Source organism: Campylobacter concisus, assembly GCF_003048375.1.
Classification (GTDB): domain Bacteria; phylum Campylobacterota; class Campylobacteria; order Campylobacterales; family Campylobacteraceae; genus Campylobacter_A; species Campylobacter_A concisus_T.
Map to the genome: position 1 here is coordinate 1,219,660 of NZ_CP021642.1, position 16,513 is coordinate 1,236,172.

18 protein-coding genes are annotated in these 16,513 nt (G+C 39.9%); 15 read left to right on the forward strand and 3 right to left on the reverse strand.

The window, feature by feature from the left end; all coding sequences use genetic code 11:
* Nucleotide 1: 1 nt before the first annotated feature.
* From CCS77_RS06075 to CCS77_RS06120, 10 genes are all read left to right on the forward strand, one after another.
* Entirely contained in the window at nt 2–2,071 is a 2,070-nt protein-coding gene (locus CCS77_RS06075; RefSeq protein WP_107916872.1) for an ATP-dependent helicase, read from the forward strand.
* Complete coding sequence (gene truB / locus CCS77_RS06080; RefSeq protein ID WP_107916873.1) at nt 2,068–2,889, forward strand: tRNA pseudouridine(55) synthase TruB; 822 nt, start codon at nt 2,068–2,070, stop codon at nt 2,887–2,889. Before CCS77_RS06075 ends, truB begins: the two co-directional genes overlap by 4 nt.
* The gene (gene csrA, locus CCS77_RS06085) at nt 2,883–3,113 is read left to right on the forward strand and encodes a carbon storage regulator CsrA (protein ID WP_002941828.1); all 231 of its coding nucleotides are present in this window, start codon (nt 2,883–2,885) and stop codon (nt 3,111–3,113) included. Before truB ends, csrA begins: the two co-directional genes overlap by 7 nt.
* A complete protein-coding gene (locus CCS77_RS06090; protein ID WP_107916874.1) occupies nt 3,110–3,853 on the forward strand; it encodes a 4-(cytidine 5'-diphospho)-2-C-methyl-D-erythritol kinase in 744 nt (247 codons plus the stop codon). Before csrA ends, CCS77_RS06090 begins: the two co-directional genes overlap by 4 nt.
* Nucleotides 3,854–3,867: 14 nt before the next feature.
* Nucleotides 3,868–4,320 (forward strand): SsrA-binding protein SmpB, encoded by a 453-nt coding sequence (gene smpB / locus CCS77_RS06095; protein ID WP_107917302.1) that lies wholly within the window; start codon nt 3,868–3,870, stop codon nt 4,318–4,320.
* Nucleotides 4,321–4,328: 8 nt separating this feature from the next.
* Nucleotides 4,329–4,925 carry a thioredoxin gene (locus CCS77_RS06100; RefSeq protein WP_107916875.1) on the forward strand — a complete coding sequence of 199 codons (597 nt, stop codon included), beginning with the start codon at nt 4,329–4,331 and terminating at the stop codon, nt 4,923–4,925.
* Between the two features lie 62 nt (nt 4,926–4,987).
* A complete protein-coding gene (gene flgB / locus CCS77_RS06105; RefSeq protein WP_009294075.1) occupies nt 4,988–5,422 on the forward strand; it encodes a flagellar basal body rod protein FlgB in 435 nt (144 codons plus the stop codon).
* An 8-nt stretch (nt 5,423–5,430) separates the two neighbouring features.
* The gene (flgC, locus tag CCS77_RS06110) at nt 5,431–5,931 is read left to right on the forward strand and encodes a flagellar basal body rod protein FlgC (protein ID WP_012139981.1); all 501 of its coding nucleotides are present in this window, start codon (nt 5,431–5,433) and stop codon (nt 5,929–5,931) included.
* Nucleotides 5,931–6,224: a flagellar hook-basal body complex protein FliE gene (fliE, locus tag CCS77_RS06115; protein WP_002941937.1), complete on the forward strand. Its 294-nt coding sequence runs from the start codon at nt 5,931–5,933 to the stop codon at nt 6,222–6,224. Before flgC ends, fliE begins: the two co-directional genes overlap by 1 nt.
* 8 nt (nt 6,225–6,232) lie before the next feature.
* On the forward strand, nt 6,233–8,065 hold the full coding sequence (locus CCS77_RS06120) for a peptidoglycan D,D-transpeptidase FtsI family protein (protein ID WP_107916876.1): 1,833 nt from the start codon (nt 6,233–6,235) through the stop codon (nt 8,063–8,065).
* A gap of 61 nt (nt 8,066–8,126) precedes the next feature.
* On the opposite strand, the gene CCS77_RS06125 is transcribed toward CCS77_RS06120, so the two are convergent.
* From CCS77_RS06125 to CCS77_RS06135, 3 genes are read right to left on the reverse strand one after another with little or no spacing between them, the layout of a single operon-like run.
* A complete protein-coding gene (locus CCS77_RS06125; RefSeq protein WP_009294079.1) occupies nt 8,127–8,588 on the reverse strand; it encodes a hypothetical protein in 462 nt (153 codons plus the stop codon).
* Between the two features lie 47 nt (nt 8,589–8,635).
* On the reverse strand, nt 8,636–9,589 hold the full coding sequence (gene hemH, locus CCS77_RS06130) for a ferrochelatase (RefSeq protein WP_107916877.1): 954 nt from the start codon (nt 9,587–9,589) through the stop codon (nt 8,636–8,638).
* The gene (locus tag CCS77_RS06135) at nt 9,589–10,458 is read right to left on the reverse strand and encodes a Gfo/Idh/MocA family protein (protein WP_107916878.1); all 870 of its coding nucleotides are present in this window, start codon (nt 10,456–10,458) and stop codon (nt 9,589–9,591) included. Before CCS77_RS06135 ends, hemH begins: the two co-directional genes overlap by 1 nt.
* 170 nt (nt 10,459–10,628) lie before the next feature.
* Here CCS77_RS06135 and alaS point away from each other — a divergent pair, with 170 nt between their 5' ends.
* Genes alaS through CCS77_RS06160 form a run of 5 tightly spaced genes read left to right on the forward strand, consistent with a single transcriptional unit; the run spans nt 10,629 to nt 16,471 of the window.
* On the forward strand, nt 10,629–13,187 hold the full coding sequence (gene alaS, locus CCS77_RS06140; RefSeq protein WP_107916879.1) for an alanine--tRNA ligase: 2,559 nt from the start codon (nt 10,629–10,631) through the stop codon (nt 13,185–13,187).
* Complete coding sequence (locus tag CCS77_RS06145) at nt 13,184–13,681, forward strand: 3-isopropylmalate dehydratase (RefSeq protein ID WP_103570036.1); 498 nt, start codon at nt 13,184–13,186, stop codon at nt 13,679–13,681. The genes alaS and CCS77_RS06145 overlap by 4 nt, the downstream gene beginning before the upstream one ends.
* A complete protein-coding gene (maf, locus tag CCS77_RS06150) occupies nt 13,681–14,223 on the forward strand; it encodes a septum formation inhibitor Maf (protein ID WP_107916880.1) in 543 nt (180 codons plus the stop codon). Before CCS77_RS06145 ends, maf begins: the two co-directional genes overlap by 1 nt.
* Complete coding sequence (locus tag CCS77_RS06155; RefSeq protein ID WP_107916881.1) at nt 14,220–16,148, forward strand: transglycosylase domain-containing protein; 1,929 nt, start codon at nt 14,220–14,222, stop codon at nt 16,146–16,148. The genes maf and CCS77_RS06155 overlap by 4 nt, the downstream gene beginning before the upstream one ends.
* Before the next feature lie 8 nt (nt 16,149–16,156).
* Nucleotides 16,157–16,471, forward strand: a complete 315-nt coding sequence (locus tag CCS77_RS06160; protein ID WP_107916882.1) for a helix-hairpin-helix domain-containing protein — start codon at nt 16,157–16,159, stop codon at nt 16,469–16,471.
* Nucleotides 16,472–16,513 lie beyond the last annotated feature (42 nt).

Genomic DNA, 16,513 nt, shown 5'->3' on the forward strand with positions numbered 1-16,513 from the left:
AATGGAAAATTTACTATCAAATTTAAACGAAGCCCAGCGCGAAGCAGCCACCCACATAGATGGTGCGATGCTCATACTTGCAGGTGCTGGCAGTGGCAAGACAAAGACGATCACAACTAGGCTTGCCTATCTCATCGGCGAGGTCGGCATAGACGCGGCAAACACGCTAACTCTTACTTTTACAAACAAAGCCGCCAACGAGATGCGTAGCAGAGCCATGGCGATGCTAAGCCAAAGCGGCAAAAACTACTCGCCGCTTCTTTGCACATTTCACAAATTTGGACTTTTGTTTTTAAAGCTCTACATAGAAAAGCTTGGCAGAAAAAATAACTTCGTCATCATCGACACAGACGATAAAAAACGCATCATCAAAAGCTTTGAAAGTCCAGTCGCTACGGCGATTTTGTCAAGTGAAATTTCAAACTATAAAAACTCACTTTTAAGCGTCGAAGAGGTCTATAAAAACGCAAATTTCTCCTCTTTTGACAAGGGCAAAGACAACTTTTACAAGCAAGCAGCGCAAATTTATGAAAAATACGAGGACTATCTAAAGGCAAATAACCTTGTTGATTTTGATGACTTGCTAGGTCTTACATATAAAATTTTAGATGAAAACGAAGAGCTAGCAAAAGATATCTCAAACCGCTACAAATACATAATGGTCGATGAGTATCAAGACACCAACGATCTTCAGTATAAACTGCTAAAAAAGCTCTGTCTATGCCACGAAAACATCTGCGTTGTGGGTGATGATGACCAGAGTATTTATGGCTGGCGCGGTGCAAAGATCGATAATATCTTAAATTTCAAGGATCAGTTTAGCAACGTAAAGATCATCAGACTTGAGAAAAACTACCGCTCGAGTGAAGCGATACTAAAGGCTGCAAACGAGCTAATAGATCACAACCGCAACCGCCTTGGCAAGAAGCTTGTAGGCACAAAAGGCGAAGGCGAAGCTGTAAATTTGATAGAGAGCTTTGATGAAAATTTAGAGGCTGGCAAGATCGCAAAAAATATAAAAGAGCTTTTAAGCAAAGACGTACAGGCAAAAGATATCGCGATCTTATACCGTATAAATGCACTCTCTCGCTCGCTTGAAGATGGGCTAAACAAAGAGCAGATCGCCTATAAAATGGTCGGCGGCGTTAAATTTTATGAAAGAGCCGAGATCAAAGATATCATAAGCTACTTAAGGCTTATAAACAATCCAAATGACGACTTTTCAATAAGGCGCATCATCAACCGCCCAAAGCGAGGACTAGGCAAAGTAAGCCTTGATAAGCTAGAGAAAATGGCCTTTGAGGGCAAAATTTCTATTTTCGAGGCGATCTCAAACATCTCTGATAACGACGAAGCCTTTAGCAAAAAGGTAAAATCCGCCCTTCTTGAGTTTGCAAACAACCTTAAAGAGCTTCAAGAAAGCAGCTCAGTTTTTGACCTCATAGATAAATTTGAAGCAAAATTTGGCGTCAAAAAATACTATGAGAGCCTGCCAGATGGCGCTGAAAGAGCAGCGAACATCGACGAGTTTTACGCTGTTTTAAAAGATCAGATCAAGCAAAATCCAAGCTTTGATCTGGAGGAGTTTTTAAACGAGATCACGCTAACAAGCGAGCAAGATGGCATCAGCGATGAGGCTATCAGTATCATGAGCGTGCATGCGAGCAAGGGGCTTGAGTTTGAGCATCTTTTTGTGATCGGCCTTGAAGAGGGATTTTTCCCGCTCATTGGCGACGGTAGCGACATCGAAGAAGAGCGAAGGCTCGCTTACGTGGCGATAACAAGGGCGAAAAAGACGCTTAGCTTAAGCTTTGCGAATTCGCGCTTTTACAAAGGTCAGCGCACAAGGCTAAATAAGAGTAGATTTTTAAGCGAGAGCGGTATCACGCATGGCTCGCTAGTTATCGAACAGAGCAATGAATTTAAAAAAGGCGACCTTGTTAAACATAAAATTTTTGGTATCGGCAGGGTGAGTGCGGTTAGCAAGATCAAAAAAGAGTTTAAACTGACTATAAATTTTGGTGGCAATGTAAGAGAGATCATGTCAAGCTTCGTGGAAAAGGCCGTATGAACGCCATTTTCGTGGCAAACAAGCCTGCTGGTATGAGCTCAAACCACTTTTTAGGACGACTAAAGAGAAAATACGGCGTCAAAAAGGCTGGATTTTCAGGCACGCTTGATCCATTTGCAAGTGGCTGCTTGATAGTCGCTTTTGGCTCGTATACGAAATTTTTTAGATTTTTAGACAAGAGCCCAAAGGTCTATGAGGCGACGATCTGGCTTGGGGTGAGCAGTCCAAGCATGGATAATGAAAATATCACTGAAATTTTAAATGTAAAAGAGCTAAATTTAGAAAAACTTGAAGCTATAAGAGCCCAGCTAATCGGCAAGATAAGCTACATCCCGCCAAAATTTAGCGCCAAACATATAAATGGCACAAGAGCTTACAAGCTAGCAAGAAACGGCGAAGAATTTGAGCTAAAGCCAGAGACAATGGAAATTTATGAGAGTGAAATTTTGAATTATTCACACCCTTTTTTGACACTTCGTTTAAGTGTAAGTGAGGGGAGTTACATCCGCTCTTATGCAGAAATTTTTGGGCAAAAAGTTTGTTATAATGTAACTTTAAGCTCATTAAAGAGGGTGAGCGAGGGTAAATTTCGCTATGAAAATGAAAAATTTTTAAATATTTGCAATTTTTTAAATATTGAGCAAAACACGTATTTTGGGGATATTAACAACATACTTGACGGCAAGAAATTAAAAATTAACGATTTTGAAACACAAACACAAGGAATTTATTTGCTAAATTATGATAAATTTATGAGCGTAATCCAAATCATGGATGATACTATAAATTACACTTTAAACAAGGTAGAAAAATGTTAATCTTAGCAAGAAAAGAAAACGAAGAAATTTTACTAGGTAACGACATAAAAGTCGTCGTAGTAAGTATCTCAAAAAGCACCGTTAAGCTTGGTATCGAGGCCCCGCGCAACACAATGATACTAAGAAGCGAGCTGGCAAACGATATCAAAAACGAAAATATCCACGCTACAAAAAAAGCAAGCGAAGCCGATATCCACGAGCTTGCGAAAAAAATCGAGAAATGAAAAGCTTTGCAAAGATCAACGTATTTTTGAAGGTAGTTGGCACCAGAGGCAACTACCACGAAATTTTGTCACGTTTTGTTCTTTGCGAGCAGCTTTTTGATGAAATTTATTTTAAAAGGTCAAATTCTTTTGCTATCGAATGCGACAATAAAGAGATAAAAGAAAACATCATCCAAAAAGCGATAGACGAGCTAAAAAAAGCTGGCTTTTCAAACGAGCTAGATGAGTTTTTTAGCTCTCATAAAATCATCATCAACAAACAAATCCCAATAGGTGCTGGTCTAGGAGGAGGCAGTTCAAACGCTGCCACCTTTTTACTAATGGTAAATGACGAGCTAAATTTAAATATAAAACGCGAAAATTTGATGCAAATAGCCTCCAAAATCGGCGCAGATGTTGCCTTTTTTGTCAGTGGCTACAGGGCAGCAAATGTAAGCGGCATAGGCGAGATCATAGAAGAATTTGACGATGAAGTGCCAAATTTAAATATCTTCACGCCAAATGTTTTTTGCTCCACACCGATGGTTTATCAAGAATTTAGAAGCAATTTCTTACAATACATAGACGTTAATGCTGCAAAAAAGATGCAAAATTTAAAGAGCAAAGAGCTACTTGAAATTTATAAAAACGAGGAGCTAAACGATCTTTTTACCCCATGCTTTAAGCTCTATCCACAGATGAACGAGTTTAGGGATAAATTTCTAAGCGGCAGCGGCAGTAGCGTATTTAGCGTAAAATAAAAGGTAAAATTTTGATAAAAGATCTAGCAAAAAACAAAAAAGCTTTGCATGACTTTAGCATACTTGAGACCTTTGAAGCTGGCATCGTTTTAAAAGGCAGCGAGGTCAAGGCTCTAAGGGCTGGCAGAGCAAATTTAAAAGATAGCTTTGTGCGCGTCATAAAGGGTGAGCTTTTCTTACTAAACGCTCATATCAGCTATCTTGAAACCACACACAGCACATTTCGTCCAAATGAGCGAGCAGCCAGAAAACTTTTGATGCACAGAAAGCAGATCGATAAAATTTTCGGTCAAGTCTCACAAGATGGGCTTACTTTGGTTGTTTTGGCACTTTATCTAAGCGATAAAAATATCGTAAAAGCAAGGCTGGCCCTTGCAAAAGGTAAAAATTTACACGACAAGCGCGAGACTTTAAAAAGACGTGAGGCAGACAAAGAGGCAAGAGCTGCCATAAAAAGATATGTTTAAGGGATAAGATGAAAAATTTACTTGTTTTAATAATCGCTTTATTTGCTTTTTTTGGGTGCGGCGAAGATGAGAGCAGCAGTGCAAATTTTAAAGAATTTAGCCTAAATGAAGAGGTCAAACTTGTAGATGTAAGCGGTAAGGAGCTTACTTTGGTTAGAAAAGATCATGGTTTTGCTATCAAAAATGATGAAAATAAAGTTTTAATGATCGACATTTTTGGCACATTTTGCCCGCCTTGCCAAAAAGAGGCAGCCGAGCTTACAAAATATCAGCTTGAAAACAAAGATAAATTTACGCTAATCGGACTAACTCACTTTGAAAATGTCACAAATGAGTATGTTTTGCATGAATTTATGCAAAAATTTAACGCCTACTACTTCATAACAAACGATCAAAAGATAAATGACAGGCTTGCCGAGCAGATCGTAAGAGATATCGAATACAAACATGAGATCGCACTACCTTTTAAAGTGGTGATCAAAAACGGCGAATATCAAATTTTAACAGACGTAGATAGCGGACAATACGGAGTAAAATACTATCTTGGCGGCATAAAAGTCACAAAAATGAAAGAAGATTTGGCAAAAATTTATGAAACAAAATAAATTTGCCTTATATTTGGAACATCATTTGCTTATAAAAATGTGAAAATTTATAAGGATTTTAAATGTTTGTTTTAGATAGATCAAAATCTAGCCCCCTTGTCGAATCAGCCCTTGCAGGCAGAGAACTACGCCAAAAGCTCATTTCTGGCAACCTTGCAAATGTTGATACACCATTTTACAAGGCTAGAGATGTAAGATTTGAAGATGTTTTAAGAGAAAAAGCAAATGAAATTTATAACGTTTCAGAGAGCAAAAAACTAAATTTAGCTAAAACAAACGAAGCGCACATGGCTGCGGTTGATTTTCCAAAAAGTGACACAGCTCAAATTTTCTTGCGTGATGGTCACATGGCTAGAAATGACGCAAATACGGTTGATCTTGATGTTGAGACAACAGAAATGGGCAAAAACACAGTTATGATAAACGCCCTTGATAGCGCTTACAAGGCTCAGGGCAATATCTTTAAAAGCGTAATAGACGCAAGTGCTAAGAACTAGGAGAGATGATGTCATACTTAAATGATTTTGATATTAGCGGATACGGACTAAGCGCGCAACGCTTCAGAATGAACGTCATCAGCTCAAACATAGCAAACGCTCAAACCACAAGGACGGCTGAGGGTGGCCCTTACAGAAGACAAGAGGTCATCTTTAAAGAGATGAACTTTGATAAAATTTTAAACGATCAACTTAAAAACTCACAAAGTTTGCTTGATTATGAAAATCCACTCGATGACCCAAGTTCACCCAAAAACGCTCACCCTGCCCTAACTAGCGTGATCGTAGATAAAGTGGTGCGCGATGACAAGGACTTTCAACTAAAATACGACCCTAGCCACCCAGATGCAAATGCAAATGGCTACGTTGCATTTCCAAATATAAACCCAGTCATCGAGATGGCTGACTTGCTCGAGGCGACAAGGGCTTATCAAGCAAATGTAGCGTCATTTCAAAACGCAAAAACAATAGCACAAAGTGCGATATCACTTATTTCAGGACAAGCATAATGATAAATAGTATAAATTTAGATAAGTTAAATAAAAACGAAAATTCAAACAAAATAGCAAAAGCAGGCGAAGAAGGCGGCTTTGAAAATGCACTAAACGACTCTTTAAAAGAGCTAAATAAGGTTCAAATAAACGCCGATAAAGCCATAGCTGATCTTGCAACTGGCGAGGTAAAAGACCTTCACCAAGCAGCTATCGCGATAGGCAAAGCAGAGACTAGTATGAAGCTTATGCTAGAAATTCGCAACAAAGCGCTAAGCGCATACAAAGAAATTTCAAGAACGCAAATTTAAGCCATTGAATGAATTCCAGAAAATCAAAAATAACCATACTCTTTTTATTAATTACTTTTGGAATTTCAATCTTTGTGCTCGTCATATTTTATAGAGCAAGCATCGAGCGAAAGCTTCCTAAGCTTCAAACAAGCGACGTAAATACCGCAATCCGCGGCAATATCGTCACGAAAGATGGCTTTAGCATCTCATCAAGCCAAAAGCTCTACAAAGTGATGCTTGACACCAGAAACATCGATCCAAACAAAAAAGAGATGTTTATCAAGCTCTACTCACTTTATAGCGGCGACGATCCAAACAAAGTAAGAAAGATCATAAACGGCACAAAAGGCCTTGTCACGCTCTCTTACAGCATCGACGCAAAGGGCGCTACCTATCTTCAGGAGCTTTCAAGAAAGCTAAACCGTAAGGGAATTTTGATCTCATACCTTGATCCAAAGACTGGGCTTGCTTCATTTCAGGGTATGCGCGTGATGGAGAGCGGTCAAAACCGTAAATTTATGTCAAAGGACGCCTTAACGCCAGCTATTGGCTACGTGAGCAAAACAGAGAGCGACGCACTTACCAAAAGCAAAGGTGTAAAAGGCCTTGAGAGATACTACGAGGACTACCTAGCTCCGATACAAAACGCCAAAATCCTTGGCCCGCGTGATATTGGCAACAATATAATTTTAACTAGCGATTCAAATTTAGCAACGAGGGTTGATGGCTACAACGCAGTGCTTTCTGTACCGCTTAAATTTCAAACCAAGTTAGAGCAAATTTTAGATGAAAAACGTGAATTTCTAGACGCAAAAGAGCTAATCATCTGCATAATGAATAGCAAAAATGGCGAAATTCTAGCCCTGGCTTCTAGCTCAAGATATGATCCATCAAATATAAGAAAGCAAGATTATAGCGCGCTAAATTCGAGCGCGAGCGAGTATGCATACGAGGTTGGATCGGTTTTTAAACCATTTATCTTCTCCATACTACTTCAAGAAAAAAAGGTAAATCCTTTTGAGCTAGTAAATACCTACAACGGCCGCTATCAGCTAGGCAAAAGGATCATCAAAGATACCCACCCAGAGCCTTTTATGAGCGCTGAAGACATCATCGTGCATAGCTCAAACATCGGCATGATCCAGCTAGTAGAACGCTTAAATGGTCCGCAAATTTATCAAGGGCTTTTAAATTTTGGCTTTTCAAGAAAGACTGGCATCGACCTGCCATACGAGCAAGTAGGCATGATGCCAACGGTTACCAAGCTAAATTCATCGACCTATAAAGCGACAGTTAGCTACGGATACGGCCTGCAAGCGACATTTATGCAGCTTTTGAAAGCTTATAACACCTTTAATAACAAAGGCATCGAGGTGACACCGCACATGGTGGCATATCTTGAGCGAAACGGCAAGCGCTACGATCTGCCAAAAGCAGAGCCAACACAGGTCATCTCGCAAGAGACCGCAAAGATAATGAAGAGAATTTTGATAAAAACAGTTGAAAAAGGTACTGGCTTAAAGGCATTTACGCCAGGTCTTGAGATAGGCGGTAAAACTGGCACCGCGCACATCGCTTCTGGCAAAGGCGGATATAGCAACACCTACAACGGCTCCTTTTTTGGCTTCGTAAACGACACAAGAGGCAACAGCTACACCATAGGCGTTTTGGCAAGAGATCCTAAAAAACCTTACTACTACTTTGGTGCGCAAAGTGCGTTGCCGACATTCAAAAAGGCCGTTGATCTAATGGTTGAAGATGGCTATTTATTCCCAGATCCTAATGTCATAGCCGAGTTTGAAGCTAAAAAAGACAAGCTCAACAACGACAAAGTAAAGCAAAAACCAGCGTTAGACTAAATTTTAAATTTAGAGTTTAAAGTAGAAATTTGGATCTAGGCAAGCGGCCTAAATCCAGAATTTATGCAAGTCCAAGTTCATTTAAGACAGAGCTTAAATTTACAGAATTATTTGTATTTTTGCCAAGGCTATTTTGCTTCTCAAGCAGTGTTTGGCTCGTAAGTGCCATGTTTAGCTCTTTGCGGTAGTCACTTAAAATTTTATCCATTATTTTAAGTAGCTCATTTTTTTGATCCTGCGTTTTGGTCGGATCATTTATGCTTAAAAGCTCGGTTAGCTCCTCTTTTTTCTGAGCTATTTTCTCTTCTATCTTGTTTGAATTTAGCTCATTCATAAAGCCAGCAGCACCGATTTCTGTAAGCCTTTTCTTAAACTGCTCAAGCTTGTCTGAAACCTTTGCCTCGCTTGTGATCTTATCAAGCGTTAGACTTAAAATTTCATCAAAACTATTTTTTTTATCTTTAGCTTTGCTTGAGCCTGACTGCAACAAATAATCGATAATATCGTTATTTTGAACCTTCATACATCTCCTTTTAAATTTGAGATGCTTTTTATAAGCAAGATTTATTCCTAAAGGCTAAATTCTCTAGTGTTTTTTGATTTTTCTAGGATAAAACTGGCAAATTCATCGCTAAAATTTGGACACTGGGCGACTTTGTAAAAGCTAAAATTTAGCTCTTTTGCAAGCTTGGCATACTCTATAACTAACTCAAAAATGGTCTCAGAGTTATCTATACAAAAAGAGAGCGGATAGATAAGCGCTTTTTTATTTTCGCACTTTGCTAAAGCCTCATTTAGAGATGGCTCTAACCATTTAACTGGGCCAAGACGCGACTGATAAGCAAGGCTCACATCTTTAAAATTTAGCCCCTGCTCTTTTAGCATTTTGCTTAAAATTTGCACATGTTCGTTTATGTGTTTTTCGTAGATATCGCCATTTTCTATGATCTTGCGAGGCAAAGAGTGAGCTGAAAAGATGAGGCTAACATCGCTTATATCGGTATCTTTTATCGCTTCACGGATGTGAGAGATAATGATCTTATTGTAAGCGTCATCATCATAAAATGGCTCACAAAGTGAAATTTTAGCTTTTAGTTTAAGCTCCTCTTTTGCCTTTTTAAAATCAGCTAAGCTCGAGGTTATCGTAGTTTGTGAGTGATGAGGATAGAGTGGCAAAAGAACTATCTCATCAAATTTTTCATACTTTTTAAGCACATCTTTTACAAATGGCGAAGTGTAGTTCATCGCAAAATCAACCGCGTCAAATTCATTTTGCAAACTTGAAATTTTCTCACAAAGCTTAGTTGTAAGCTCGCAAAGTGGCGACTTGCCACCTATTTGCTCATAGTTGTGCTTCGCAGTTTTTAGCCTGCTTTTTGTGATCATGAAAGCTACAAATTTTCTTAAAAATTTATTTTTTATACCCAAAATATATGGGTCATTAAACATATTTGTTAAGAAAATTTCGACATCATCTAGGCTGTTTGCACCGCCCATATTTAAAAGCAAAAGAGCTTTTTTCATCAAAATAGTTCTCTTATTTTTATCGCGTCATCGATGTTTGAAAGTTCGCTGCTCTCGCCACTTTGGCAAAGATCGTAAAAGGCCTCGTATTGCGCTTTTAGCTCGCTATTATTTGTATCTATCTTTAAATTCATCTGTCCATTTTCGCTCACTTGATGAAGTTTGTGATCGATAAGATCGCCAAAATATACGCCATTTTTCGCATTTACCTCTATCTTAAAGCGCTCTAGTGAGCCACAAAATGAGTTAGTGATATGCACTAAAATTTGATTTTTACTTTTAAAACTTATCCCCACGTTATCGGCACTTTTGGCATTTGTCTTGTTTGTTTGAGTGTAGTAAAAGTCGCTGACTTCAGAATTTATGATATTTTTTGCTAGGTCGATGTCAGAAACTGAGAGCTCATTTATGATATTTCCGTCGCAAAGTGGCTTAAAATGTGCGATAGAAATGCTATAAATTTCCTCTTCTTTTAAAAGTGCTTTTTTAAGTGACAAGATAGTTGGATTAAAACGCTCAGAAATTCCCGTGCAAACCCTAGTTTTGTTCGTTTTGGCGGCATATTTTATCTCTTTAAGATCGGCGATACTTTTAAAAACTGGGCGTGAAATGAGGATATTTTGGCAATATTTTGCACACTGGCAAAATGCCTCCACCATCTCCTCTCTTGGCGAGCAAAGCACGACTGCTTGAGGCTGGGCAACCTCTATAAATTCTTTAAAATCAGTATAAAAATCAGCTCTGCAAAACTCATCAACATTGTCTTTGTCAAAAATGCCACAAATTTCAAACTCGTTTGAGCGTCTAAGCTCTAAATAATGTTTTTTACCTGTGCTGCAATAGCCGATAATGCCGATTTTTAGCTTCACATTCACCCTTTAAAACTTTAGAAATTTTTAATTATTTTATTTACAAATCGCTTTTAAATAGATAAAACAAGAGATAGTTTTCAAAATATCACTATTTTTTCTCTTTTTAGAATTTCGCAAACGAATTTTGGCTAAAATCAAGCAAAATTTTAAAACTAACGAGGATAAAAATGCAAAATTTAGATATAAGAAAGGCATATCTTGATTTTTTTAAATCAAAAGGTCACGAAGTAGTAGCTTCTGCGCCACTCGTGCCAAACGATGCAACACTACTTTTTACAAATGCTGGCATGGTGCCATTTAAGAGCATTTTTACTGGCGAAGTGCCACGCCCAACGCCACCTATCCGCACAAGCTGTCAGACCTGCATAAGAGCTGGAGGCAAGCACAACGACCTTGATAACGTCGGCTACACAGCGCGCCACCACACATTTTTTGAGATGCTTGGCAACTTTAGCTTTGGCGAATACTTCAAAAAAGAGGCGATCGCTTACGCTTGGGAATTTGTCACAGAGGTGCTGAAACTACCAAAAGATAAGCTTTATGTAACCGTTCACGAAAGCGACGATGAGGCGTTTGAAATTTGGAGCACTCACATCGCAAAAGAGAGAATTTACCGCTTTGGCGACCACGATAACTTCTGGCAGATGGGCGATACTGGACCATGCGGCCCTTGCAGTGAAATTTTTTACGATCAAGGCGCTGAGCACTTTAACACACCTGAAGATTACATGGGCGGCGATGGAGATAGATTTTTAGAGATCTGGAACCTTGTTTTCATGCAGTATGAAAGAAGTGCGGATGGTAAACTAAGCCCACTACCAAAGCCAAGCATCGATACTGGCATGGGGCTTGAGCGCGTTACAGCTATCTTGCAAGGTAAATTTAGCAACTACGACAGCACACTTTTTATGCCGCTTATAAACGAAGTGGCAAAGCTTTGCGGCAAGCCATACGTCTATGAAAGTGGCGCTAGCTACCGCGTCATAAGCGACCACATCCGCTCAGTCACATTTTTGCTAGCTCAAGGCACGACATTTGACAAAGAAGGCCGTGGCTACGTGCTTCGCCGTATCTTACGCCGTGCGATCCGCCATGGATACTTGCTAGGCATAAAAGAGCCATTTATGTATAAACTTGTCGATAAAGTTTGCGAGCTTATGGGCGGACACTATACCTATCTAAACGATAAAAAAGCGGCTGTAAAAGAGCAGATCAAACTTGAAGAAGAGAGGTTTTTAGCGACTATCGCAAGCGGGCTTGAGCTATTTGAGAGTGAGCTTAAAAATACAAAAGAAATTTTTAGCGGAGAGGCTGCGTTTAAACTCTATGACACATTTGGCTTTCCACTTGATCTAACGGCTGATATGCTTAGAGAAAAGGGCTTAAAGGTCGATGAGGCAAGGTTTGATGAGCTTATGAGCGAGCAAAAAGCACGTGCAAAAGCTGCTTGGAAAGGCAGTGGCGACAAGAGTGCGAAGGGTGACTTTAAAGAGCTACTTGAGAAATTTGGCGAGAATAAATTTATAGGCTACGAAGAGCTTAAGAGTAAAAGTAAAATTCTAGCCCTACTTGATGAAGAATTTAAAAATATAGATAGCCTGGATGCTGGCAAAGAGGGCTGGGTGATGTTTGATGTCACTCCATTTTACGCTCAAAGTGGCGGTCAGTGCGGCGATAGCGGTAAGATAGCAGGCAAAGCAAATGTGCTTGATACGCAAAAATTCCATGGACTAAATTTATCTTTAGTAAAAACTAGTGCGGCGCTAAAAGTTGGCGACGAAGTTGAGCTTGAAGTGGGTAGCGACAGAGCAGAGACTGCGCGACATCACAGTGCTACACACTTGCTTCATGCAGCCCTTAGAAGCGTGCTTGGCACACACATCGCTCAAGCTGGCTCAAACGTCGAGGCAGATAGGCTAAGATTTGACTTCTCTCATCCAAAGGCGCTTACTAGTGAAGAAATTTCAAAGGTCGAAAACCTTGTAAATGAGTGGATATTAGACGGTGCAAATGCAAAAACGCAGGTTATGGAGCTTGAAGAGGCTAAAAAAAGCGGAGCGATCGCACTATTTAATGAAAAATATGCCGACAAAGTAAGAGTTGTGAGCTTTGGCGATGTCAGTAAAGAGCTTTGCGGTGGCACACACGTGAAAAATATAGATGAGATCGGATCGTTTTTCATCACAAAAGAGAGCGGCGTAAGTGCTGGCGTTAGGCGTATAGAGGCTGTTTGCTCAAGAGCTGCGCTAAATTTAGCAAGGTCATTTAGAGCTGAGCTTGAAGAGCTAAAAGATGAGCTAAAAAGCACAGAGCCGCTAAATGCCGTTAAAAAGCTAAAAGGCGAGATAAAAGGCTTAAAAGATAAGCTAAAAAATGCTAAAAGCTCTGGGGAGCTAGCCTTTATAAATGTAAATAATACCAAGCTTTGCGTAGCACACATCGATGGTGGCGACATAAAAACTTTGATAGATGAGTTTAAAAATGGACACGAAAAGGCTGCTATTTTACTGATCCAAACAGATGAAGAGGGTAAAATTTCTCTTGCAGCTGGCGTGAAAAATGCTCCACTAAAAGCTGGCGCTTGGGTTAAATTTGCAGCGCAAATTCTAGGTGGCAATGGCGGCGGAAAAGACGACTTTGCAACAGCTGGCGGAAAAAACGCTCTAGCCATCGAAGACGCCATAAAAAGCTCACTTGAGTATGCAAGGCAAGCTTTAGAAAAATGATTCATCAAGAGATCGCTTTTTTTAAATTTGATCAACTAATCATCTTCTTGCACATTAGTTTCGTAGCTCTTTTTATAGGGCTACAAGCTGGTTTAGTGCTTACTGGAAGCTATTTTATAAAAAATAAATTTGAAGATAAAGAGCGCTATCACATCTTGCTTCACATCATAAGACGCTTTGGACTAGCCATCTTTACACTAGTTCTTGGCATCGCGCTAACTAGCCTGATAATGATCTTTTGCTTTGATGATGGCAAAATGCAAAATCCGATGGCAAGTGCGATAGTAGCGACCAAATGGGCGATAGAGCTATTTTTACTCTTAAATTTAAGCTACATCTTTTATAGATACAAAAAGGCTTTAAAAACTCTAAGATCGCACGAGATGATCGAGCTAAACGAAAGCCTAATCGTCATCATCTACTACTTCACGCCTCTAAACTTACTAGCATCGCTTGCGGCTGTCTATCTTGGCGTGAGTTATAGGGGCTTTTGATGATCACACTTGCTTCTAGCTCTCCAACAAGGGCAAATTTACTAAAAAATGCTGGGATAGAATTTAAACAAATTTCTTGCAGCTTTGATGAGAGCATGATAGCAAAAGAGCTAAAACCAGAAATTTACGTCCAAAACGTCGTAAAAGCTAAAAAAGAGCAGTTTTTAATGGCAAATGACAAGCTTTTAAATTTGCTCTTTGCAGATAGCTGCGTGGCTTGTGGGGATAAAATTTTAGGCAAGGCAAAGGACGAAAACGAGGCACTTGCTATGCTAAATTTACAAAGTGGCAATGAGTGTAGCGTCTATACGGCGATGATATTTTTAGGCGAATTTGAGCTTATAAATGTAAGCAAGGCCACATATAAATTTGCTAAATTTAGCGAGCAAGAGCTAAAAAGCTACCTAGAAAGTGGCGAGTGGCGAGGCAAAGCTGGAGCCATGACGATAGAAAATTTTAATAAAAAATACATCACCTCCCAGCACGGCGAGACAAGCACGGCAATGGGGCTAAATTTAAAAATATTAAAGGCATTTTTATGAAATACATCTTGGCATTTATCTTTGTAGTTGCCATCGCACTTGGTGGAGCGTTTTTATACTTTTATTCGCAGGTGAGATTTGACGCTTATACCATCATCGACTACAAGCCAAAGCTTGCGACACAAATTTTTGATAGAAACAACGAGCTTATCGCAAATATCTTTGAAGAAAATAGAATTTACGTAAAATATAACGACATCCCGCCACGTGTCATCGAAGCACTCGTTGCTATCGAGGATACGAGCTACTTTGAGCATGGCGGTATCAACGTAGAAGCCATGGCAAGAGCAGCTATAAAAGACATCAAAGCTAGAAAACTAGTCGAGGGCGCATCTACGCTAACTCAGCAGCTCATAAAAAACCTAGCCCTAAGCCGCGAGAAGAAATTTACAAGAAAGATAAAAGAAGTCGTGCTTGCTATGAAGCTTGAAAGCGAGCTTAGCAAAGAGGACATCATCGAAAGATACCTAAATCACGTATATTTTGGGCACGGCTACTACGGCATCAAAACGGCTGCAGAGGGCTACTTTAGAAAAGAGCTAAATGAGCTAAGCATAAAAGAGATAGCGATGCTAGTTGGCATGCCAAAAGCACCAAGCACCTATGATCCTACAAAGCACCTCGACCTCTCGCTTAGCCGTGCAAACAGGGTTCTTGAGAGGATGTATAGCATCGGTTGGATAAACGAGGATGAGTACCGCAAGGGCGTGCTTGAAGAGCCAGCAGTCTTTGACGATACGCTCACACGCAATAAAGCCCCTTACGTGGTCGATGAGATCATAAAAGAGGCTTCAAAGAAATTTGACGATATAAAAACTGGCGGCTACAAGATACAAAGCACCGTCGATCTAAACGTGCAAAAGATCGCTCAAGACGCTCTAGTCTATGGCTACAATGAAATTTTAAAAAGAGATAAAAAGGCAAATCCAGAGATGCTAAATGGCGCTATTGTAGTCACTCATCCACAAAGCGGACAAATTTTAGCTCTAATTGGCGGCATCGACTACGCAAAAAGTAGCTACAACCGCGCCACACAAAGCAAGCGCCAGCCAGGATCTAGCATTAAGCCATTTATCTATCAAATAGCCCTTGATAGCGGCTACTCTGTCGTCTCTCAAGTAGCTGATATCGCTAAGACGTTTGACATGGGAAACGGCAAAGAATGGACGCCAAAAAACTATAGCGGCGGCTTTCAAGGCTACATCACGATAAAATCAGCCTTAACCCAGTCTCGCAACCTCGCAACCATAAATTTACTAAACGATCTTGGTCTTAGCTCGGTTCGCAAACAGCTTACGGATATGGGCTTTAACGACATCCCTGAAAATTTATCAATCGCACTTGGTAGCTTTGGAATTTCGCCACTTGACTTTGCGAAATTTTACTCGATGTTTCCAAACGATGGCGAAGTGGTCGAGCCTACGCTCATTAAGCATATAGAAAATAGCTTTGGCGCGTCGATGGACTATGAGCCTCAAAAGAAGCAAGTGCTAAAACCTGAGCAGGCATTTTTGATGACAACCTTGCTTCAAAATGTCGTAAACAACGGCACCGGACGCAACGCAAAGGTAAATGGCATCCAGATCGCTGGCAAAACTGGCACGTCAAACAATAGCATCGATGCTTGGTTTTGCGGATATTCGCCTGATATCGAGGCCATCATCTGGTACGGAAACGACGATAACAGCCCTATGAAAAAGGTCGAGGGCGGCAGCAGGACAGCTGCACCTGTCTTTAAGAAATTTATGGAGGGCTACATCAAGCTCTACCCTACCCTAAGACGTGCTTTTGAGCAGCCTGATGGCGTCTATAAAGGATACTATAGCGGCGCTGATGAGTACTACACAAACGACTCGCCGTTGCCGCAAAATACGCCAACAAATGACATCATTCAAGATCAAGAAAACGATGGATTATTATTTTAGGAGATAAGATGAAAAGATTAAAAATTTTACTTTGTCTAGCGCTTGCAAGCTTTGCATACGGCGCTGATCTAAACACAGCTAGCAAGAGCGAGCTAATGAGCCTTGGGCTAAACAAAAGCCAGGCACTAAACGTCATAAAGTATAGAAAAGCTCATAAATTTACAAGTGTCGAGGAGCTTGAGAAGGTTCAAGGCATCGGCTTTAACGACATGCAAAAGGTCAAAGAAAAGCTTAGTGTAAAAGATGGCCAAAAGGCGAAAAAGGCTGAGCCTGAAAAGAAGTCAAAAAACAAGAAACTAAAAAGCAAGAAAAAGAAGAAATAGCTTTAGTTTAAAAATTTAAATTTTTAAAAAATGCTTTAAGTG

Excerpts from the sequence above, each read along its gene's own strand:
- CCS77_RS06075 (WP_107916872.1), top strand. The coding sequence starts at position 2 with ATGGAAAATTTACTATCAAATTTAAACGAAGCCCAGCGCGAAGCAGCC.
- truB (WP_107916873.1), top strand. The coding sequence starts at position 2,068 with ATGAACGCCATTTTCGTGGCAAACAAGCCTGCTGGTATGAGCTCAAAC.
- csrA (WP_002941828.1), top strand. The coding sequence starts at position 2,883 with ATGTTAATCTTAGCAAGAAAAGAAAACGAAGAAATTTTACTAGGTAAC.
- CCS77_RS06090 (WP_107916874.1), top strand. The coding sequence starts at position 3,110 with ATGAAAAGCTTTGCAAAGATCAACGTATTTTTGAAGGTAGTTGGCACC.
- CCS77_RS06100 (WP_107916875.1), top strand. The coding sequence starts at position 4,329 with ATGAAAAATTTACTTGTTTTAATAATCGCTTTATTTGCTTTTTTTGGG.
- flgB (WP_009294075.1), top strand. The coding sequence starts at position 4,988 with ATGTTTGTTTTAGATAGATCAAAATCTAGCCCCCTTGTCGAATCAGCC.
- flgC (WP_012139981.1), top strand. The coding sequence starts at position 5,431 with ATGTCATACTTAAATGATTTTGATATTAGCGGATACGGACTAAGCGCG.
- fliE (WP_002941937.1), top strand. The coding sequence starts at position 5,931 with ATGATAAATAGTATAAATTTAGATAAGTTAAATAAAAACGAAAATTCA.
- CCS77_RS06120 (WP_107916876.1), top strand. The coding sequence starts at position 6,233 with ATGAATTCCAGAAAATCAAAAATAACCATACTCTTTTTATTAATTACT.
- CCS77_RS06125 (WP_009294079.1), bottom strand. The coding sequence starts at position 8,588 with ATGAAGGTTCAAAATAACGATATTATCGATTATTTGTTGCAGTCAGGC.
- hemH (WP_107916877.1), bottom strand. The coding sequence starts at position 9,589 with ATGAAAAAAGCTCTTTTGCTTTTAAATATGGGCGGTGCAAACAGCCTA.
- alaS (WP_107916879.1), top strand. The coding sequence starts at position 10,629 with ATGCAAAATTTAGATATAAGAAAGGCATATCTTGATTTTTTTAAATCA.
- CCS77_RS06145 (WP_103570036.1), top strand. The coding sequence starts at position 13,184 with ATGATTCATCAAGAGATCGCTTTTTTTAAATTTGATCAACTAATCATC.
- maf (WP_107916880.1), top strand. The coding sequence starts at position 13,681 with ATGATCACACTTGCTTCTAGCTCTCCAACAAGGGCAAATTTACTAAAA.
- CCS77_RS06155 (WP_107916881.1), top strand. The coding sequence starts at position 14,220 with ATGAAATACATCTTGGCATTTATCTTTGTAGTTGCCATCGCACTTGGT.
- CCS77_RS06160 (WP_107916882.1), top strand. The coding sequence starts at position 16,157 with ATGAAAAGATTAAAAATTTTACTTTGTCTAGCGCTTGCAAGCTTTGCA.